The organism is Microthrixaceae bacterium (assembly GCA_016702505.1).
Lineage (GTDB): Bacteria > Actinomycetota > Acidimicrobiia > Acidimicrobiales > Iamiaceae > Aquihabitans.
The window spans coordinates 1-19,754 of the sequence record JADJDU010000002.1; the positions used below are offsets into that span (position 1 = coordinate 1).

At 67.2% G+C, this 19,754-nt stretch carries 14 protein-coding genes and 6 pseudogenes; 13 read left to right on the plus strand and 7 right to left on the minus strand.

Going from position 1 to position 19,754, the window contains the following annotated elements:
* Positions 1 to 2,424 precede the first annotated feature (2,424 nt).
* From IPG97_03080 to IPG97_03090, 3 genes are all read right to left on the minus strand, one after another.
* The gene (locus tag IPG97_03080; protein ID MBK6855561.1) at positions 2,425 to 2,817 is read right to left on the minus strand and encodes a hypothetical protein; all 393 of its coding nucleotides are present in this window, start codon (positions 2,815 to 2,817) and stop codon (positions 2,425 to 2,427) included.
* 682 nt (positions 2,818 to 3,499) lie between these two features.
* The gene (locus IPG97_03085; protein MBK6855562.1) at positions 3,500 to 4,147 is read right to left on the minus strand and encodes a hypothetical protein; all 648 of its coding nucleotides are present in this window, start codon (positions 4,145 to 4,147) and stop codon (positions 3,500 to 3,502) included.
* Between the two features lie 164 nt (positions 4,148 to 4,311).
* Positions 4,312 to 4,761 (minus strand): hypothetical protein, encoded by a 450-nt coding sequence (locus tag IPG97_03090; GenBank protein MBK6855563.1) that lies wholly within the window; start codon positions 4,759 to 4,761, stop codon positions 4,312 to 4,314.
* A 186-nt stretch (positions 4,762 to 4,947) separates the two neighbouring features.
* Between IPG97_03090 and IPG97_03095 the strand changes: the two are divergent.
* Both IPG97_03095 and IPG97_03100 read left to right on the plus strand, forming a co-directional pair.
* Positions 4,948 to 5,388, plus strand: a pseudogene (locus IPG97_03095) (LLM class flavin-dependent oxidoreductase).
* A gap of 2 nt (positions 5,389 to 5,390) precedes the next feature.
* Positions 5,391 to 5,684 (plus strand): LLM class flavin-dependent oxidoreductase, encoded by a 294-nt coding sequence (locus tag IPG97_03100; GenBank protein MBK6855564.1) that lies wholly within the window; start codon positions 5,391 to 5,393, stop codon positions 5,682 to 5,684.
* A 74-nt stretch (positions 5,685 to 5,758) separates the two neighbouring features.
* Here IPG97_03100 and IPG97_03105 read toward each other — a convergent pair.
* The 3 pseudogenes from IPG97_03105 to IPG97_03115 form a co-directional block, all read right to left on the minus strand.
* Positions 5,759 to 6,384, minus strand: a pseudogene (locus IPG97_03105) (peroxiredoxin).
* 204 nt (positions 6,385 to 6,588) lie between these two features.
* Positions 6,589 to 8,790 (minus strand): annotated as a pseudogene (locus IPG97_03110) (acyl-CoA dehydrogenase).
* 82 nt (positions 8,791 to 8,872) lie between these two features.
* Positions 8,873 to 9,846: pseudogene (locus IPG97_03115) on the minus strand (IS110 family transposase).
* 285 nt (positions 9,847 to 10,131) lie between these two features.
* Here IPG97_03115 and IPG97_03120 point away from each other — a divergent pair.
* The 11 genes and pseudogenes from IPG97_03120 (at position 10,132) to IPG97_03170 (ending at position 19,257) form a co-directional block, all read left to right on the plus strand.
* The gene (locus IPG97_03120) at positions 10,132 to 11,508 is read left to right on the plus strand and encodes a family 1 glycosylhydrolase (GenBank protein ID MBK6855565.1); all 1,377 of its coding nucleotides are present in this window, start codon (positions 10,132 to 10,134) and stop codon (positions 11,506 to 11,508) included.
* 7 nt (positions 11,509 to 11,515) lie between these two features.
* Positions 11,516 to 12,089, plus strand: a pseudogene (locus IPG97_03125) (GNAT family N-acetyltransferase).
* A complete protein-coding gene (locus IPG97_03130; protein ID MBK6855566.1) occupies positions 12,075 to 12,677 on the plus strand; it encodes a class I SAM-dependent methyltransferase in 603 nt (200 codons plus the stop codon). Before IPG97_03125 ends, IPG97_03130 begins: the two are co-directional and overlap by 15 nt.
* A gap of 131 nt (positions 12,678 to 12,808) precedes the next feature.
* On the plus strand, positions 12,809 to 13,213 hold the full coding sequence (locus IPG97_03135; GenBank protein MBK6855567.1) for a hypothetical protein: 405 nt from the start codon (positions 12,809 to 12,811) through the stop codon (positions 13,211 to 13,213).
* Between the two features lie 41 nt (positions 13,214 to 13,254).
* Positions 13,255 to 14,328 (plus strand): hypothetical protein, encoded by a 1,074-nt coding sequence (locus IPG97_03140; GenBank protein ID MBK6855568.1) that lies wholly within the window; start codon positions 13,255 to 13,257, stop codon positions 14,326 to 14,328.
* A 360-nt stretch (positions 14,329 to 14,688) separates the two neighbouring features.
* On the plus strand, positions 14,689 to 15,048 hold the full coding sequence (locus IPG97_03145) for a hypothetical protein (protein ID MBK6855569.1): 360 nt from the start codon (positions 14,689 to 14,691) through the stop codon (positions 15,046 to 15,048).
* 239 nt (positions 15,049 to 15,287) lie between these two features.
* Positions 15,288 to 16,530, plus strand: a pseudogene (locus tag IPG97_03150) (beta-lactamase family protein).
* A gap of 4 nt (positions 16,531 to 16,534) precedes the next feature.
* Entirely contained in the window at positions 16,535 to 16,672 is a 138-nt protein-coding gene (locus IPG97_03155) for a hypothetical protein (GenBank protein ID MBK6855570.1), read from the plus strand.
* A 19-nt stretch (positions 16,673 to 16,691) separates the two neighbouring features.
* Complete coding sequence (locus IPG97_03160) at positions 16,692 to 17,843, plus strand: DUF1298 domain-containing protein (protein MBK6855571.1); 1,152 nt, start codon at positions 16,692 to 16,694, stop codon at positions 17,841 to 17,843.
* 218 nt (positions 17,844 to 18,061) lie between these two features.
* Complete coding sequence (locus tag IPG97_03165) at positions 18,062 to 18,949, plus strand: hypothetical protein (protein ID MBK6855572.1); 888 nt, start codon at positions 18,062 to 18,064, stop codon at positions 18,947 to 18,949.
* Entirely contained in the window at positions 18,880 to 19,257 is a 378-nt protein-coding gene (locus tag IPG97_03170) for a hypothetical protein (protein MBK6855573.1), read from the plus strand. The genes IPG97_03165 and IPG97_03170 overlap by 70 nt, the downstream gene beginning before the upstream one ends.
* 43 nt (positions 19,258 to 19,300) lie before the next feature.
* Here IPG97_03170 and IPG97_03175 read toward each other — a convergent pair whose 3' ends face one another.
* Positions 19,301 to 19,477, minus strand: a complete 177-nt coding sequence (locus IPG97_03175) for a hypothetical protein (GenBank protein ID MBK6855574.1) — start codon at positions 19,475 to 19,477, stop codon at positions 19,301 to 19,303.
* Positions 19,478 to 19,754 lie beyond the last annotated feature (277 nt).

A 19,754-nucleotide genomic window follows, 5' to 3' on the forward strand; every position in this document is an offset into this window, starting at 1 on the left:
TGGTTTCTGCCGAGGGTGGCTACTGGGCAGCGATCCCCGGGCTCCTGGTCTGTCGTTTCAGCATCGGCTTACGCAAGAGCCCATCGACCACCGTCATCAGCGATCTCTGCCGGCATCCAAGCAGGGGTGTTTGCCTCGGCCCTCAACGACACCGTGCGAGAGCTCCGGTGGACGGTCAGGATCGCCCTTCTCAGTTCGTTCATGGGCGCTGGGTACGCTCCAGCATCTCGCCGGTCACCGGGGCTTGAGCCCCGACCTGGCCCACCGTGTGCAGGAAGGGATCAGGTCGGCGTTCGCGGCTGCCACCGACCCCGGCTCTGATGCTCGATGGTGCTGACCGCTGCCAAAATCACGCTGGTGGATGGCTGGCGGGTCGCCATGTGGGCCGGCGTCGCCATCGCCGGGCCACCTTCGTCTACATGTTGTGCGGGGTCCCCGGGAGAGCGACCTGGCCGCCGAGGACGCGCTCGATGCAGACCTCCACCTCGACAGCCCAGTCACCGACCGGCGCGACCCTCACCGGCGACGAGTTGGTGACCGCCTTGACAACAACGCCAATCTCGGCGCCACCTCCTCAGGGTCCTGGACAGGTCCAGGGTTTCCACCCACGAAGCTCTGGATCACGACTACGGGGCGGGGTTCGGGGGCAGAGCCCCTTTATTGGCGGAGCCCCCGACCTGCGGAGATCGGCCGTGAGGCCGGCGACCAGGCTCCGCCGGAAGGCTCCGCCTTTCGGTGGATCCCGGAACTTAAGTCGGTCACGCGCTGGATGTCAGCGGTGACCGGCCTGAAGTTTCGCTGATTAGGTGACCGGCGGTTGTTAGTGCCGTGGTAGCGGTCGAAGAACCTGAACGGCAGCGAGGTAGAGGCGGACCCAGATGAACGAGGCCAACACGTCGGTCAGCCAGTGGGCTCCCCTTGGAGCGCAGGCCGCCGCCTGCGGCTCCTACCGTGAAGGCCAGAACCACCGATGCCCACCACAGCACCCGGCTGCGGACGTGCAGGGCCACCACCGCGGGCAACAGTCCCCAAAGCGAAGCCACCGCCATCGGATGCCCGCTGGGATGCGATGGACCGTGGAGATCGACCCGGGGGTCGAGGGTGGGCCAGGTGCGATCGACCACACCCTAGGCACGGGCTCCATGGCTGGTCGCATAGCTGCGGCCGGGATCGGTGCCACGGCCAGATAGCGACAACGAGGCCGAGTCTACTGCCAGGACCGCTGCGGCACCGAAGACGACCACGTTGTCGCCGAAGTGGCTCAGGTTGTTGAAAAACGCGTGTCCCAGGTGGCGGTGCGGTTGTCAGACACCCATCGGGACACCGGCTCATCCACCCTGAGCAAGACATGGCCCCCCGTCCCAGGCTGCCAAGAACGCCAGGCTGAAGGCCACCGTGACCGTGCCGGCGAACACCAGTTTGCGGTGGTAGAAGAAGTGCTTGGCGGTCAGGGGCGGGTCGCGACTGCAGCAGGGATATGCCCGGGACGGACGATCTCTTCGGGAGGAAGGCGAGGGGCCAGTTCGGCGGTGCCTCATCGTCGAACCGGTAGGCATCCCCGTTTGGTTCTGATCATTCGGATCGTGCCCGATCCCCGATTCGAGTGCAGGGCGCGACTTCGATCGCGCCGGTGCCGATGCTCCTGGGCCCGGCCGCCGATCTCACGGACCCGGTACTCCTGCATCGACCTGACCCGAAGTAGGTGGTTGTCGACCTGCCAGTCCTCCACACCCCCGGAACTGTTTGCGATCGGTCTGATCCAGCGCCGGGGAAGATCAGGGGTCACCGTCACAGGATCCTCAGAGGCCACCGTCGGGCGACCCTCTGGCAGACGACACCTCCAGGTCGCAGAACTCGATCCGTGCCCTGGCCACGGTGGCCAGATCCTGAGACGGTTCGGATCGATTGTGGACGAGCTCGACCACGACCTGAGCCGTGACGCCGGATCCATGGCGGAATGGGTCGACTGGGTGTGGTCTCGGCCGGGAGCACGCCGCCCGTGACGACCTACGAGGGCGACGTTGCGAAACCAGCGGAGCCGGTCCCGGCCGGTGGTGGCGGTCATGGCCTCAGTCCTAGGAACCTGGCCACGGCTGGGTCGGCACGGAGAGGTGTTGCGGGCCATGGCCGTGACCTCGTCGACCACCGCAGGCGGTCGGTAGGTGATGGAGTCAACTGGGTGCCCAGACGGGCCTCCCGTCGGGGGTCGACGGTCCGGCCGCGATGTGGTCGAGCAACCAAGCCGCGGCGGACAGCCAAACACCTCCCCCACCAAGAGTGTTGCGGAGCCGGTTTCTAGTGGTGAGGTCGATCGGATCAGACCGCATCCACTCGAACCGGGGCTGTCACTACGTGTCGATGCCAGGATGGTGGTGGCTGGGGATGGTGAGGATCGATGCCTGGCCACCTCAGCTTCCACACGACTCAGGCGGCCCAGGATCGACCCGGTGGCGGCAACACCTCGGTAGCCACGAACATCACGGCGAAGAACAGCGCCCGCGACCATTCCCATCGGGCCAGGACACCACCGTGTACACGCCGGACGACAAGGGTGGCCACCGCGGCGAGCCAGGCCAGGCCCTTCACGATGACGACCCTCGGGGTGGCGGATGTGAAAGTCACCGCTCCAGAACGGCCGTCGACCCGGACCGCCACGCCGTCGACGAACCCAGACACGTCAGGATGGGCGACCACCGTGGGGTACATGGTTCTCGCAGGCCGGATCGCCAGGTGGGCCAGCACGCTGCCGGTCTCGGACACCAGGCCGCCGAGGCGGGGCAGGATTGGGCCCAACTCGGGGCTCAGGGTGTGGACCACCAGAACCGACCCGACCGGCGGCTCACGAACATCGTGGGTGACGGTCCCGACCCCAACTCCACCTCCGGCCCCGACCCGCCCGGCACCGGTGGGGTGGGCCTCTCCTCGACGTCGTATGGCCTCCCCACCGAGCGTCGATCAGGCCTCGGCCCCGACCGGAATGGGTCGACCGTGGTTCCCAGGCGGAAGCGGACCGGTAGCGTCGGGGTGGGCGCGCCTGCGGCGGGCTCGAACCTCGGGGGCGTAGCCCGGTACCGGCGGTGGGGTTGGTGACAAGCTCGGCCAGATCGGTGAGGGCCAGGTCCCGGACCTGGTCCGGGTGGCCCAAGACTCCTCGTCGAGTCAGGCGGTGACCGAGCTCCAGAGCAGCCCGGCCTCCGACCTCTTGCATCCACCTGATCCTCAGGCGAAGTGCCTCACGGGCCACCATGGCCCGATCCACGTCGGGATCCAGCGTCCCCCCGTCATGGAGATCGACCGTACCGATTCCGCCGAGGGACCTCGACGGGGTCGGTGGTGGTTGGCAAGGTGCCGGGATCCCGATCCGGGGTGGTGTGAGACCCAGCACCTCGGGGAAGCGGGCCAGGATCTCGTAGTCGTCAGTACCTTCGGCTCGGGGCGCGCTCCAGCATTCGCAACGCCACGGCGGCACCGCTGAAGGCCTGCCCGTCGGCCTTCGTAATCATGCCAGCAGGATCTCGTGTGCGTGCAGGCAGCGAAGACCTGGCCGGTGTGGCCGATCAGAGCTAGGAGCTGGCGATCGCTCAACGTGGACACGGCGGGCACGGTCGCCAGGTCGTCGTCGACGGCAGCGACCACCCCGTCGGCCACCAAGGGAAGGGCCACTCGCAGTCGGCCGATCCGCCACGACGACGCCAGGCGTCGACATCGCCCCCGCCACCACCGCGGAGCCGTCGAGGTCCGGTTCCGGCGTGGTCCCCGGTGGCCTCAGATCCACGGCGACCAGACCGTCGACAGCGGTCACCAGCTCGCGTTCAGCCAGGTGGCGGGGTTGACGACCCCGGAGATCCTCAACGCCTCGGTGAGGCCGGAGCGGAGAGGTCGACCCACATGTCGACCTCCAACGCACTGGGGGATCAGGGAAGGTCTCACTCACCGGTCCAGGGCCGAACACCGGGCCATGGGGTGTACCGGTGATCGTGGTGGTGACGGGGCGGCACTGGAACAGGACCAGCACGTCGTCGACCTCCCCCCATTCGCAGTCCTGAGGTCCGTCGAACAAGTCGCGCAGCCGCTCCAGGACCTGGGCGAGCTGCCTCAGCCGGGATCGGCCGATCTTCACTCCATCGGAGATCTCCTCGTCGACCACCCCCGGCCCCGGTGGTCGAGCACCAACGGCTGCCGTCGACAGCTCCGCTCACCAACGGCTCGCCCTGGCCCCTCACCGCAGCCACCACCGCCGATCATCACGACCCGAGACCGGGTCGACCCCAGCTGCCACGCCGGACACAGACAGCCCGAGCCTGGGTTGGATCAGGACCGCCGTGGGCAGATCAGACGCGCCTGCTCGATCCCGGGAGTCCATGACGACTCGAACCGCGGCCACGCAATGCCTCCGGCCCGCGAACATCGAGAACTGTCTCCGAACTGGCCAGCCCACGAGGAACGGGCACCGTCCTCCACCACTGAGGAGGATCGCACCACCAAGGCTCCGTCGGCACTAGCCAACGTCAACGATCGGTCCACGTCGACGAGCGCAGCTAGGTCGACGCCGCGGTCGTAGGCCCGACAGGCGACGGTGGTCAACACCACGCCGGGAAGGGTGGCCAGTCCTGCCGAGCGGACCCGGGCCAGGGCCGCTGCTTTCCCCCCTGTTGTCATCGGGTCCAAGGCCCGGTCGTCGTCGAGGTCGATCATCAGGGATGTGACTTCGAGACCGGCCGGGGTCGTCCCGATCGGGAACGGTTCCGGTGCGCTGTTCATGGCGGTGTCGCTGGTCCCGGTAACGCTATCGGCGCGGCTCGCCAGATCAGTCGCTGGCGCGATCGTGGCGATGGGCCGCCATGATTGGGACATGCGCTTCGGACTCGACATCGCCCAGCAACGGATGCCCTTCAGTGAGGTGGTGGCTCGGGCCCGGTTTGCCGATGACGCCGGTTTCGACGGCGTGTGGGGCTTCGATCACTTCCAGCCCATATACGGCGAAAGGCCCGGCGAGTGCTTCGAAGGAAACACCACGCTCGCGGCGCTCAGCGGCCATACCACCCACGCGCCCGGCTGGGCCTGCTGGTAACCGGAGTCACCTACCGCCATCCGTCGGTCCTAGCTGCCCAAGCGCTCACCATCGACCACGCGTCGGGTGGGCGGTTGGAGCTGTCGTTGGGAGCGGCATGGTTCGAACCTGAACACAAGGCTCTGGGAATCCCGTTTCCCGCTACCGTCACCCGCATCGAGCAACTCGACGAGGCCCTGACCATCGTCCGAGGCCTGCTCACCACCGACGGCTTCAGCTTCGAAGGACGGCACTGGCAGGTGGACAACGCCACCTTGCATCCTCGTCCCGTCCAGGCTCCCCATCCCCCGATCTGGATCGGAGCCAGCGGTGAGCGCAGATGCTGCCGCTGGTCGCTCGCCATGCCGACGTCTGGCACACCTTCGGTGACCCCGACTCCTTCGGACGGAAGTCGGCATTGCTCGACGAACTGGCTGTCGATGCCGGTCGAGATCCGTCGTCCATCGCCCGAGCCGCGTCGCTCAGCTTGTCCGAGCCATGGGACGAGGTCCGGGCCAACGTCGAAGCCATGCGGGAACTGGGCGTCACCTACCTGATATGTGGGTGGCCGAGCGAAGGTCGAGCCCGGTTGGACGAGTTCGTGTCCGACGTGTTGCCGTCGCTGCGCGGCTGAGCAGTCCGGACGCGCCGAGGGGGTGACAGGCCGACGCCTGCCACCCCCTCGGTGGGCTTTGTCGCTCGAGTAGATCAGGGAGCGTCGGCGTAGCGGAGGTAGGGCTTGATCTCCTCCACGTTGGCCAGCTTCTCCTTGGCGTCATCGGTGCTCAGAGCGGGAGACACGATCACCCGGTCACCGGGAGTCCAATCCACCGGGGTGGCGATGGGGTTGGCGTCGGTGGCCTGGAGGGCGTCGATGACGCGCACGATCTCGGCGAAGTTGCGGCCCACCGACTTGGGGTAGGTGAGGCTCAGGCGAACCTTGTTGGCCGGGTCGATCACGAACACCGACCGCACCGTGGAGGTGTCGCCCTCACCAGGGTGGATCATGTCGTAGAGCTCGGAGATCTTGTGGTCGGAGTCGGCGACGATGGGGAAGTTCAGGTCGGTACCGCCCACCTCGCCGATGTCGGGGGCCCAGGCCTTGTGGTCCTCGACCGAGTCGACCGACAGGGCGATGGCCTTGGCGTTGCGCTTGGCGAACTCTTCCCTGAGGGCCGCGGTGCGGCCGAGCTCGGTGGTGCACACCGGGGTGAAGTCGGCAGGGTGGCTGAAGAACACCGCCCAGGGTCCTTCTTCCAGTCGTGGAAGGAGATCGGGCCGTCGGTGGTGTCGGCGGAGAAGTCGGGTGCGGTGTCGCCGAGACGGATGCTCATCGGGAGCGGTCCTTTCGATCGGTATGGGTTGATTGGATTGCCAGCTCGACAATACGGAGCTGGGGGAGCGAGCGGTGCCGGTTGGGTCGGACCGCTGGACTTCAATGGTTTCTACCGCCAAAAACCGGAAAAACCCACTGGCAAACTAGGAAATAGCGGCTCGGTCAGGTGGCCCGCCGATGGGGCGTCGGTCAGACGCAGGGGTCAGACGATGAGCGGGTCTCGGGGGAGGCCGAGGATCCGTTCGCCGATCTGGTTCCGCTTGATCTCCGACGTGCCACCGGCGATGGACATGGCCCGGTGCATCAGGGCCAGGGTTCCCGACATCAGGCCGGCCCCTCGAACAAGGCAGCATCGGGGCCGGTGAGCTCCACCAGCATGGCGGCGGCCTCGGTCATGTTCTCCGACAGCACCAGCTTGGTGACCGCCCCCTCGGGGCCGGGCGCGCCACCGGACACGGCCCTATGGGCACTGCGAAGGTTGAGCACCGTCACGGCCTGATCGTGAGCGATGTAGCGGCCCAAGCGGGCCGAACCCCCCGACAGGCGGTCGGGATGGGCATCGAAACCGGGCAGGAACATGTCAGCGGGAAGGGCCACACCACCTTGCCCTCCGCCGATGCTCACGCTCTCGTTGCCCAGGGTGGCTCGGGCCACGGTCCAGCCGCCGTCGACCGGCCCGACCACGTCGTCGTCGGGCACGAACACGTCGTCGAAGAACACCTCGTTGAACTCGGACTGTCCCGTGGGCATCTTGATCGGACGCACTTCCACCCCGGGGGCGTGCATGTCGATGACCATGGTGGTGATGCCTTGGTGCTTGGGGACGTCGGGATCGGTGCGCACGGTGGCGAAACCCATGCCCGCCACGTGGGCTCCGGAGGTCCACACCTTCTGGCCGTTCACCAACCAGCCCCCGTCGACCCTGGTGGCCCGGGTCTTTACCCCCGCGGCGTCGGACCCGGCGTCGGGCTCACTGAATAGCTGGCACCAGATGACGTCTTGCGCCAGAGCGGGCGGTACCCACCGGGCCACCTGGTCGGGGGTGCCGTGCTGGATGAGGGTGAGGATCACCCAGCCGGTGATGCTGTAGGCCGGACGGCGGACCCCCGCGGCGGTGAACTCCTGCTCTATCACCAGCTGTTCGACGGCACCGGCCTCACGGCCCCAGGGACGAGGCCAGTGGGGCATCACGTAGCCGGTTTCGATGAGCCTTGCGCGGACCGCGTCGTCATCGAGCCCGATGACCTCGGCCACGAATGCCCGGACCTCGTCGCGCCGCGACTCGGCCTCGGGGGGCAGGTCCACGGTCCGGGTCCGGCGTACTCCGGACCGGTACAGGTCGGTGATCTGGGTTGCGGCCGCCTCGGCGTTCACCAGTGCCCCGAGGGCCGTGGCCCGGCGCAGGTACATGTGGGCGTCGTGTTCGAAGGTGAACCCGATGCCACCGTGGACCTGGATGTTGAGCTGGGCCGTCATATCGGCGGCGGGCAAGGCAAGGGCGGCGGCAATGGCCGAGGTAAGGGAAAGCTGAGAGGCGGCCGATCCGGCCTCACCGGCGTCCCCGGTCTGGTGGGGGTCTTCTCCGGGGGCGGTGTCGGCGGCCCGGGCCGCGTCCCACACTGCGGCGGTAGCAAGCTCGGTCGCCACTGCCATGTTGGCGCAATGGTGCTTGACCCCTTGGAACGTACCGATCACCCGGCCGAACTGTTGGCGTACCTTGGCGTACTCGGCGGCTTGGTGGGTGCACGCCCCAGAGATGCCCACGGCCTCGGCGGCCACCAACAGACGGGTCAGGTCGATGAGAGCCTGGCCTCCACCTTGGATCAACCGGACGGGTGATCCGTCGAGCACGACTCGGCACGCCCGTCGAGTGGGGTCGAGGTTGGCGGGCACCGTCACCGTCACCCAGTCGTCGGCCAGATCGATCAGTCCGCATCATCGCCCAGCAACACGGCCAGGATCCCCCGGTTGCGCCGCCCAGTGACACCACGGTGCCGGTAGCCGAGTCGCCGACCGCCGACACGGTGGTATCGAGGCTCACCGCTCCAAGTTGGGTTCCGGCGGCGAAGGCGCCTAGCAGGTCCTCGCGGGTGGAATCGTCTCCGACCCGGGCCACCAGGGCGCTGACGATCGCAGTGGGTAGCAACGGTCCGGGGGCGAGGGCACGGCCCAGTTCCTCGATCACCACCGCCAATTCGAACAGCCCGAACCCGGATCCGCCGTGGTCCTCGGATAGGTGCAGGCCTGTCCACCCCAACTCGACCATTTCGGACCAGAAGGGCGGGAGGGTCTCGTCGTCGGCCTCCAACAGGGTCCGCGATGTGCCCAGCGAGTCACGGCGCGCCAGGAAGTCGGCGACGGTTTCGGCGAGTGAACGGTGGTCTTCGGTGATGGCGAGCGACATGGTTTGCTCCTATGTCAAGCGGCGGCCGCAGGCAAGTCGGCGGGTGCCGTTTGGGCGGGTTGGGCGTCGGCGAGCAGGCTCGGTAGACGACGTCGGAGAGACGTCGTTTGAGGGCTCGGAGCGCTTCGGTCTTGGTGTTGTGGTGATCGGTCAGGCGCCGGTCGATGTAGGCAATGGCGTCGTCGTGACAGCGGGCCTGAGTGATCGCGATGCGGTGGATGGGCGCGTTGAGTTGGCGGTTCCCGGTGCGAGACAGGCGGTGGCGTTCGCGGTTGCCGGACCAGACGGGCAGGGGTGCAGTGCCGTTGTGGCGGGCATGCGTCCTTGTGCTTGAACCGGCGAACGTCTGCGGTCTCCGCGACGATCTTGGCGGCGGTGAGCGCGCCGACCCCGGCGAGGGCGAGCAGGGTCGGGGCGAGCTGTTGACGATGCCGGTGATCTCGCGTTCGAGGCGCGTTCGCGCACGGTCAGGTGCCGGGCGTGCTCGACGATCTCGGCTGCGATGCGAGCAACCGGACCATCGAAACTCGTCAGCCGGGCAGCGATCGCGTCGAGGTTCTTGTAGGACGTGAGCGATCGAGCGGGCGGATCCCAGGGCGCGTCGAGCTCGTGGAGATGCCAGCGAAGCCTGTTGAGGCAACGGGTCCGCTCCGCCACCAGGTCCTCGCGGTGGTCGACCAGCAGTCGCAGTTCCCGGGCAGGACCATCGAGCTGCGCAACGGGAAGATCCGGGTTGCGCAACGCGGCGTGAGCGACGGCGAGCGCGTCGATCGGGTCAGACTTGCCGTAGGTGCGGGCTGCGTCGCGAGCGTGGGCCATCAACTTGGGTGGCACCCGAACGATCCGCTCGCCCGCGGCGAGCATGTCCGACTCGAGACGGCGCGAGAGGTGCCGGCAGTCTTCGACCGCCCACTGCCGTTCGGGGCCGAACCGGTCAGCCCACCGGATGATCTCCAGGTGGTCGTCGCTGGTCGTTGCGGTCGTGGTCTTGGTGCCGAGCTGGCATCCGACGTCGTCGACCGCGACGACGGTATGGGTGCGCTTGTGCGCATCGATTCCGAGGTGATCATGGGGCTCTGGTCGCCTTTCACGTTGGTGATCCGGACCAGAACCGGTCGGTGGGCACACCTCAGTGGGGGCGATGCCACGCTCCTATCAAGCCACGCCGGCCGGTTCTGCGCGCCCGGGAGCCGGCACAAAGCATGCTGCCCACGAAGGACACCGAGCGTAGGAGCCAAGCTCCCGGGCAGAGACCAGAGTGACACTGAGACGGAGCGTAGGCCGAGAACCACGTTCCGTCGCCGGGAAGCCGGAGCGAGCCTCCACCCCTACGATCCGGCCATGACCGATGCAGAGCGACGATTCCCCGATGGATTCTCCTGGGGTACCGCCACGGCCGCCCACCAGATCGAGGGCGGCAACTGGAACAACGACTGGTGGGCCTTCGAACACCGCGAGGGCTCGGGCGTAGCCGAACCGAGTGGTGATGCCTGCGACTCGTGGAACCGCTGGGCCACCGACGCCGACCTGGTGGCATCGATGGGGCTCGACAACTACCGGTTCTCGATCGAGTGGAGCCGGATCGAGCCCGAGGATGGCGAGTTCTCGACCGCCGCACTCGACCACTACGCCCGGATCTGTGACGGTCTGCGTGAGCGGGGGGTGGACCCCGTGGTCACCTTCCACCACTTCACCTCACCGAGGTGGCTGGCCGAGCGCGGTGGATGGGAGTCGGCCGAGACGGTGGACCGCTTCGCCGCCTTTTGCGAGCGTGCCGCCACCCACCTGGGGTCAGACCGCATAGCCCGGGCCTGCACGATCAACGAGCCCAACATCGTGGCCTTCTGCGGTTGGGGTCTAGGGGTGTTCCCGCCCGGGGTGTCCGACCTGGGGCGGGCTCGCAGTGTCGGCGAGAACTTCGTGGCCGGCCACCGGGCCGCGGTAGATGCCATCCGCTCGGCGGCATCGGGGGTGCCGGTCGGGCTGACGTTGTCCATGCAGGAGTGGACTCCGGTGGGAGACACCGCCGAAGACGTGGCTGCCGCTCAGGACAAGATCGACCGGAGCCGAGCCGTGATGGAGGACATGTTCCTCCAGGCCACTGGCGGTGATGACTTCATCGGCGTACAGACCTACTCCCGCGGCCGATGGGGCAGCGATGGGATGGTCGGCGCCGAGGAAGGGGTGGAGCGCCTGATCATGGGATATGAGTACTGGCCCCAGGCGCTGGAGGTCACGGTTCGGCGAGCCTGGGAGATGACCGGTGGCCAGATGCCGGTTTGGGTCACCGAGAACGGCATCGGGACCGACGACGACGATCAACGCATCCGCTACGTGACCACGGCATTGGAAGGGGTCCTGGCCTGTCTGGCCGATGGCATCGACGTTGCCGGCTACACCTACTGGAGCCTGCTGGACAACTTCGAGTGGGCCTTCGGCTACGGGCCGCGTTTCGGTCTGGTCGAGGTGGACCGCTCCACGTTCGCCCGCACGCCCAAGCCCAGCACTGAGTGGTTCGGCTCGGTCGCCCGGGCCGCGCGCTCGGCTGATCGAGATCGACCCAACGGCCGTGTTCGGCCCCGGCGGTGGGGACCGGTCCGGACCGACGTCGACCCCACTTTGTCATTGGGGGGCGGCGGGTGGGCATCGTGGACCAGAGATGCACGCTTCCGCCCGGTGTCTAGGACGACAACACGGGTGGTCCGCCCCAGGAGTTGATCGAGCCATGACGACCACCGACAGCCGCACCGACGATCAACACAAACCCGCCCCTTCGGGTCTCACGTTCGGGTTCGCGACGGTCGCCGATGTGGAGGACGTGGTCGACCTGGTGCATTCGGCGTACCGCGGTGACAGCAGTCGACAGGGCTGGACCACCGAAGCCGATCTGCTCGGCGGTGGGCGCACCACCCCCGAACAAGTGAAGGCGATGGTCGATGGTGGCCACTCGGAGGTGCTGGTGGCTCGTTCGGGCGGTGACCTGGTGGCGTGCTGCGAATTGGATCACCGGGTAGCCGACAACCAGGTCTACCTGGGCATGTTCGCCGTCGTTCCGACCCTCCAAGCCGGTGGCATCGGCCGGGCGGTGCTCGCCGAGGCCGAACGCCTGGCCCGCGACCACTGGCACGCCACCGAGATGATCATGAAGGTCCTCGACGCCCGTACCGAACTGATCGACTGGTACGGCCGTCGCGGCTACGTGACCACCGGCCAGACCTCCCCGTTCCCCGCGGTCGACGAGCGCTTCGGTACCCCCGCTACGTGATGACCTTCGATTCGTCACCATGGTCAAGCCCCTCCGGGTCCTCACCCGGTGGGAGGGTTCGGGCGACGGTCACTCGCAGTGGTACATCGATCGCTTTCGTGCGATGGCCGACGAAGGCGCTGACCTGAGCGGCGAGGCCCGCATGATCAACGCCATGGTCCCGCTCGGGTCCAGGATCCTCGACGCTGGCTGCGGCCCGGGCCGGGTGGGTGGGTTCCTCCATCAGATGGGTCATCAGGTGGTGGGAGTCGATGTGGATCCCGCCCTGATCGCGGCTGCTGAGGTCGATCATCCCGGTCCCCGGTGGATGGTGGGTGATCTGGCTCACCTGGACCTGGCCCCGCGAGGCGAGGCCGAGCCGTTCGACCTGGCCGTCCTGGCCGGCAACGTCTTGGGCTTCGTCGCCCCTGGGACCGAAGCAGACGTCCTGCGCCGTGTCGCCGCCCACGTTCGCCCCGACGGTGCCGTCGTCACCGGGTTCCACCTCAACAAGGTCCCCTTGGAGGTGTTCGATGCCGCCGTAGCCGCGGCAGGTCTGCGCTTGGAGCACCGATTCGCCACCTGGGACCTGCGCGCCTGGCACGATCAAGCCGACTTCGCCGTCTCGGTCCTGCGGACCTGACGCCGACCTCTGGTGCACCTGGGCTCATCAAAGGTTCGGCCCGCTAGGTTCGTGGCAACTCACTTCAGCCTGATCAGGGGAAACAATTGGCTGCCAGATCTCTCTCCCGCCTAGTACGGGGCGTTGCCGTCATGTCCGTTGCCGCCACGTTGGTGGTGGCGTGTTCGAGTTCGGACAACGCCGACCAAGCCGGTGACGACAAGGGGGAGGCCTCGACGTCCACCGTGGCCGTCCCCGAGGCCGATCTGGTGCTGGCCGTGGGGGACGAGGCTGTGGCCCAGCTCGACGAGCGCTACCAGTCCTACAACGTCGAGATGGTCGAGGTGACCGGCGGCTACTTCTGGGCGCCGTACGAGGCCGAGGGTGCCAGGGTCTACCGGCCACCGATCGATCTGACGTCTGAACGGCTTCGCAACCTGGCCCGAGAGCTGGGGCCGGTCTACATCCGGGTCAGTGGCACCTGGGCCAACTCCACCTACTTCGACGCCGATGGAACCACCGGCGGTGAACCCCCACTGGATACCAAGGGGTCCTGACCGCTGACCAGTGGAAGGGCGTAGGCGATTTCGCTCGGGCGTTGGACAGCGAGGTGGTCACCTCCTTCCCGGCCAACACCGGGGCCCGGGACGCGGCCGGACTGTGGTCAGATGAGCAGGCCCGCCCGCTGCTGACGTTCAGCCGGGAGAACGACGTTCCTGTGGTGGCCGCCGAACTCTTCAACGAACCGAATCTGGGGGTTGGATTGCCGCAGGGCTACGACGCCGACGCGTTCGCCCGGGACTTCGAGGTCTTCAGAACCATGGTCGACGAAGTGCAGCCCGACCTGTTGATCGCCGGAGTCGGCGGGTCCGAGGACGTGACCCCGATGATCATCGATGCGCCCATCAAGACCCGGGACATCTTCGAGAGGGTGAGCCCCGCCTTCGACATCGTCAGCTACCACTTCTATCCAAAGGTGTCGGAACGGTGCGGCAACACCGAGACTCCCGACGTGGCGCTCACCGAGGAGTTCCTCAGCCGGGTGGAGGTCGACCGTGACTTCTACGAGGCCCTGCGAGACGAGTTCGAACCCGACGCGCCGATGTGGATCACCGAGACCGCCGAGGCCGCCTGTGGCGGCGACCGCTGGGCGTCCTTTTTCCGAGACGTGATCCGCTACGTCGACAACAACGGTCGCCTGGCCAGGGGCGACGGAGACGTGGTCTTCCACAACACGCTGGCGGCTAGCGACTACGGCCTCATCGACGAGGAAGGCTTCATGCCGCGGCCGAACTACTGGGCCGCGGTGCTGTGGCACCGACTCATGGGGCCGACTGTGGTCGGGATGGATGGCGACGACCATGCCGAGCTGAACGTCTACGCCCACTGCACACCCGGATCCGACGCTGCCTCGGTTACCTATGCGGTGGTCAACCCGTCACCGACAGATGCCCGTACCGTCACGACCCGTTCACCACAGGCCACCGTGTACCACCTGACCGCTGAAGACCTCGACAGCACCCAGATCTCGCTCAACGGTAAAGACCTGGTAGCCGCCGACGACGGCACGCTGCCCGACCTGGTTGGCGAGAAGATAGAGGGGGTCATCGAGGTGGCGCCGGCCAGTGTGACCTTCGTGGTCGAACCGACCGACAGCAAGGCCTGCGCCTGACCGACACCGTCTTGTCCGGTAGCCATCGAGGAGAGATCCGCTCGATGTGTCCAGGATGACAAAGAGCACTTTCCCGGGTCACGCTATGACGTACAAGCAAGATACGTATTCGCGGGTGCGGGCCCGACCGAAGGAGAGACCATGCGACGTAGCCGAGTTTTGATGGTGGGGTCCTCTCCGCCGCTCTGATGCTCACCGCGTGCTCGAGCGATGATGGCGAGGATAAGCGGCCTCGACCACCCGCCGGCGGAGACGGGAGATTCCGGTGACACCACCGGGACCACGGTCAGCGGTGGTCCCAGGGACACCTCCGGGACGGAGTCGTCACCTTCGACGGGGGCGGACCTCGATGTCTGTTCGATGGTCGACGAGGAAACGGTGACGGCCGTCATCGGTGAACCCGGCACGCCCACCGCGGGAGACGTTCAAGCCGGCATCCACTCCTGCACCTGGTCGCGTGAGGGAGAGACGGTGCCGGCCCTCAGCGTTGGGATCTTGGTCCACGACAGCGCCGAGGCTGCCCGGGCCAGTTTCGACATGTCACGTGAATCGGCCGAGAGCGAGATCCTCAACCTCGGCGATGCCGCCATCTATTCGGAGGCGTTCGGTCTCACCGTTCTGCACGGCGTCCATGAGATCACCGTCGACAACAACGGGGATAGCGAGAAGCAAGCTGACCTAGAGGTGGCACAGATGATCGTCGACCACTTCGAGGCTTGAGCCTGGATCCGCCGAAAGGCGGAGCCTTCCGGCGGAGTTGATTCGCCGGCCTTACGGCCGACGTCTTCGCTGCTACGACCGGCAAAGCCGATCTCCGCAGGTCGGGGGCTCCGCCACGAAGGGCTCTGCCCCGGAACCCCCGCCCAGTCCTCTTGCTTCAGCTGGTTAGACAGCCGAACACTAACGGTGTGGGTGGTGTCCGGAACCGGGAACGGTCGCCTGTCACATCGGGTGGCGATATGGCCACAGACCCCTTCCGTGGAACTAGGTTCCAGCGCGTGCGTGAGAGCGCAGTGCTGGTCCAGGGGTTCGCCGAACCGGGCTTCGAGTCCGTCGACGCGGCCTTCCGGCGCAACTTCACCGACCACGGCGACATCGGTGCGGCAGTGTGCGTCTACCTCCACGGTCGTCCGGTGGTCGACCTCTGGGGTGGATTCGCGGATCGCGATGCAGCGCGTCCGTGGCAGAAGGACACCCTTCAACTGGTGTTCTCCACCACCAAGGGGGTGGCGGCATCGTGCATCCACGTGTTGGTCGAGCGGGGTGTGCTCGACCCTCGAAGCCGGTGGCAAGGTACTGGCCCGAGTTCGGGACTCACGGTAAGCAGAACACAACGCTGCGAATGGTCCTGTCCCACCAGGCCGGTGTGCCAGCCGTACCCGATCAGGTGAGCCTGGAAGACGCACTGGGCTGGGATCGGGTGGTCGAGGCCATCGCCGACCAGGCCCCTCTGTGGGATCCGGGAACCGCATCGGGGTACCACGCCCGAACATTCGGCTGGATCCTGGGTGAGGTGGTTCGCAGGGTGCCCGGCCGCAGCGTCGGACGGTTCCTGGCCGACGAGGTCGCCGGACCGTTGGGACTCGACTTCTTCATCGGGCTTCCGGCCACGGAGTTGGGTCGCCTGGCCCGCCTCTACCCACCGGTGGTGGCTCCCGAGGTGCAAGAACTGATGGACTCCTTCATGGGCCCCGACACCTTGCTGGGTCAGGTGTTGGCCCGGCCCCAGGCGCTGGCCGGGTACGGCGAGATCTGGAACCGGCCCGAGGTCCTGGCCGCTGAAATGCCGTCTTCCAATGGGGTCGGTACCGCCCGCTCCGTGGCCCGGCTGTCGCGTCGCTCATCGGCGAAGTGGACGGGAACCGCTTGATCTCGCCCGAGACCCTGGCCCGCGCCGTTGCCGTCCAGACCGACGGCCCAGATCGGGTGATCAGGCTACCCATGCCCTTCGGCCTCGGTTACATGACGCCCCGCCCTTCGGTCCCCGGGTCGTTCGGCCACGCCGGGGCGGGCGGATCGCTCGGGATCGCAGACCCCGATGCCGGATGGTCGATGGGCTACGTCATGAACCAGATGGAGCTTGGAATCACCGGTGACGCTCAGGGTAGTGGACTGGTCGAAGCGGTGGTGGAGGTCGCTTTCGGCCATGAGACCCGGGGAGAACCGAGGCCCGGTGGAGAACTCCGACCGGGAGGACGGTGAGCCGGTGAAGGTCATGTCGGGGCTCGACGCCCCGCTTCCTCTACTCGGAGACGCAAACGCCCACATGCACACCATGAAGGTGGTGGTGGTGGACCTGGCCGGTCGCCGCGAGCCGTTGTCGCCGAGTCGCTTCCCGACCTGATCGAGGACAGCTCAGTCGAATGCCGGTACTTCGTCGACGGGTGGTGCCTGCGCCCCACAATCTCGGGAATCCCGTGCTGGTCGACGACCCCGACTTCGACATTGCCAACCACCTTCGTACCGTCCAGGCCGCGCCGCCTGGTACCCAGCGCCAATTGGACGAGGTGGTGGCCGACATCGCCGGTGTGGCTCTGCCTCGGGACCGCCCGTTGTGGGAGATGACCGTCGTCACCGGATTGGAAGGGGGGCGCGTGGGTTTCGTGATGAAGCTTCATCACGCGCTGGCCGACGGCGTGGCCTCGGTGGCCCTGCTGGAGAACGCCTTCATCACCGACGAAGCCGCCGCCGTGGTGGACTCATTCCGACCCGAACCCATCCCTGACTCGCGTGCCCTCTACCGGGCCGCAGCGTCGGGAGCGTCAGTGGCGTTCAAGACCGTTCCCCGTGTCGTCAAGCGGACCGCCGTCGGGGTCCGCCACGCCCGCCTTGCCCGCAAGACCGTGACCACGCCGCTACCGGGTCCCTTCGCCGGCCCCAAGACGCCGTTCAACGTGGCGCTGACCACCGATCGCACCTTTGCTGGTCTCGCCGTCCCGCTCGACGTCCTCATCACCGCCAAGCGCACCGCGGGGGTGACGCTGAACGACACCTTCCTGGCTTTGTGTGGCGGTGGCATCCGGCGTTACCTGGCCCGAATGGGAGAGCTTCCCGACAAGTCGATGGTGGCTTCGGTGCCGATGGCCACCCGCACAGACCTCCACCGCCTCGGGAAACCACGTCGACAACATCTTCTTGCCCCTCGGCACCGACCTGGCCGACCCGCTCCAGCGGATCCGCCACATCAACGACTGCTCGGTGGCGGTGGGGCGCATACGCAGGGTTCGGACCCGACCTGTTCAGTGGCGATCGGGTCTGGTGCCCGCAAGCTTCCACGGTCTCCTGCCCAAGGTCTGGGGTGCGACCGGGCTGGCGGACCACCTCCGACCTCCTCTGAACGTGGTGGCATCGTGTGTCCGGGGCCGCGAACCAACCTCGAGATAGACGGCGGACAGGTCACCTCGCTCTACTCGTGCGGACCCATCCTCGAAGGGATCGGCCTGAACATCACGGCGTGGAGCTACGTGGACACGATGTACATCTCGGTCCTGGGCTGTTCGGCCTCGTCTATCTGACCCGTGGCTTCTCAGCGCGGACCTGTCCGACGAACTGGAGTCCCGGGCCACCAGATTCTGACCAACGGGGTCTCCGACCCTTCACCACTCCCCGGGGCAGCAATGAACGCAGTTGCATCCAAGGATCAACCCAATGCAACCGAAGACATCGATGGCGACGGGTCTCCTAGTCGAGCGGGCGGCGACCAGGGTGCGCCCGTGGTGGCATCCCAGCCACCGTGGCCAAGGTCTCATCGGTGCCCAAGGCGGTGGAGAAGCTGGCCCGCCAACCGCTGGCCCGAATGACCCTGGCCTGGCCCCGGACCGTCCGCTACCTGGTCGGAGAGGTGTTGGGCGAGGACGTGCCCGGTGTTCCCCCGGCCCGGCTCACGCCGTCGCTGGTCGGCCACGTCGTGATGGACGAGTCGATCATGGCTCTCGCCGTGGGGCCCAACCGCTTTCCCCGCCGGGCCGACTACGTGCGGGTCGGCGACGAGCTGGCCCGGGCCCACGACCTGTTCACCGAACGGGGATGGTTGGACGACCCGATCTCGTTCCACCAGACACCCCCGCCCATGGAGGAACCGGTCCGCACCAAGGGATGGGCCTTGGGCCAGAGCTACGAGCGGATCTGGTGGCCGAGCGGTTACCAACCTCACCTCGGTGTTCCCGGCACCGACCGGTGGCTGGCGTTCGAATCCAACCGAACCGCGTCGGCCTGGGTTCTACGCCACCGTGACCACAGCCGTCCGTGGGTGGTGGCCATCCACGGCTTCGGCTGCGGCTCCACTTTCATGGACCTGTTCAGCTTCCGGGCGTCGTTCCTGCACAAGGAGCTCGGCGTGAACGTGGCGGCCATCGTGCTGCCGGTACACGGGGCCCGTCGCCCCAGCCGGTTCAACGGTGAGGAGTTCCTGAGCTTCGAGTTCATGAACAGCGTGCACGGGCTGACCCAGGCACTTTGGGACGTGCGCCGGCTGCTGAGCTGGGTGCGGGCCCAGGACCCCGACGGGCTCGGTGTCTTCGGGGTGTCCTGGGGGGTCTGGTGGCTTCGCTGGTGGCCGCCGTCGACCCCGATCTCGACATGGTCATGGCCGGCATTCCGGTGGTGGACTTCCCCGGTCTGATGACACCACGCCCCCGTCACCTCCAGATGCGCAGCATCGAGCACAACATCCTCAACGGCACCCGCTCAAGATGTCCCCGGGTGGTCTCGCCGCTGGCCATGCCGGTGGCCGCGCCGATCGGTGCCCGGGCCATCTTCGCCGGCCGAGCCGATCGCTTGGCCACCACCGAACAGGCTCGCAAGCTTTGGGAACACTGGGACGAGCCGGAGACCTCGTGGTTCCCCGGAAACCACGTCGGATACCTGTGGTCCGATGTGGTCTGGAAGTTCGTGGCCTCAGCCATGGACAAGCGGGGCCTGACCGCCTAAGGGTCGATCCGCCGAAAGGCGGAGCCTTCCGGCGGTGGGGTCGTTAGCCGATTACGGGGAACTGGCGCTCTTCGGCCAACGCGTCGAGGGTCTCCTGCATGCGGCCGGTCAGCTCGTCGTAACAGGCCTGGACGATGTCAGGATCCTCGGCCGCTTCGGGGCCGTACTGGGCCGTCCAATCGATCGGTTCGAGCAGTTCGACGGTGACCTTGGCGGGCATGGGCAAGGTGGGTATTCCCGGTGGCATGATGCCGAGCGGGCCCAGGACCAGGGGAAGACGCTGACCCGGAACCGTCGGTCCAGTCTAGCCATCGGGCCAGGCTCTCGCAGGTGAGCACGATCACCGATTCGCGGCGAGCTCCGACCGAGACGGCCGGTACGACCGGGACCTGGGTGCGGAGGGCCAGTTTGACCACGCCCTCGCGTCCGCCGAAGTCGATCTGGTTACGGGCCGACCACGGACGGAACACCTCGTGGTCGCCGCCGGGGTAGTCGAT

Bases quoted from the DNA above. Each gene is read 5' to 3' on its own strand.
- IPG97_03090 (MBK6855563.1), bottom strand. From the start codon at position 4,761: ATGAACAGCGCACCGGAACCGTTCCCGATCGGGACGACCCCGGCCGGT.
- IPG97_03100 (MBK6855564.1), top strand. From the start codon at position 5,391: ATGCTGCCGCTGGTCGCTCGCCATGCCGACGTCTGGCACACCTTCGGT.
- IPG97_03120 (MBK6855565.1), top strand. From the start codon at position 10,132: ATGACCGATGCAGAGCGACGATTCCCCGATGGATTCTCCTGGGGTACC.
- IPG97_03130 (MBK6855566.1), top strand. From the start codon at position 12,075: ATGGTCAAGCCCCTCCGGGTCCTCACCCGGTGGGAGGGTTCGGGCGAC.
- IPG97_03135 (MBK6855567.1), top strand. From the start codon at position 12,809: ATGTCCGTTGCCGCCACGTTGGTGGTGGCGTGTTCGAGTTCGGACAAC.
- IPG97_03145 (MBK6855569.1), top strand. From the start codon at position 14,689: ATGGTCGACGAGGAAACGGTGACGGCCGTCATCGGTGAACCCGGCACG.
- IPG97_03160 (MBK6855571.1), top strand. From the start codon at position 16,692: ATGCCGGTACTTCGTCGACGGGTGGTGCCTGCGCCCCACAATCTCGGG.
- IPG97_03175 (MBK6855574.1), bottom strand. From the start codon at position 19,477: ATGCCCGCCAAGGTCACCGTCGAACTGCTCGAACCGATCGATTGGACG.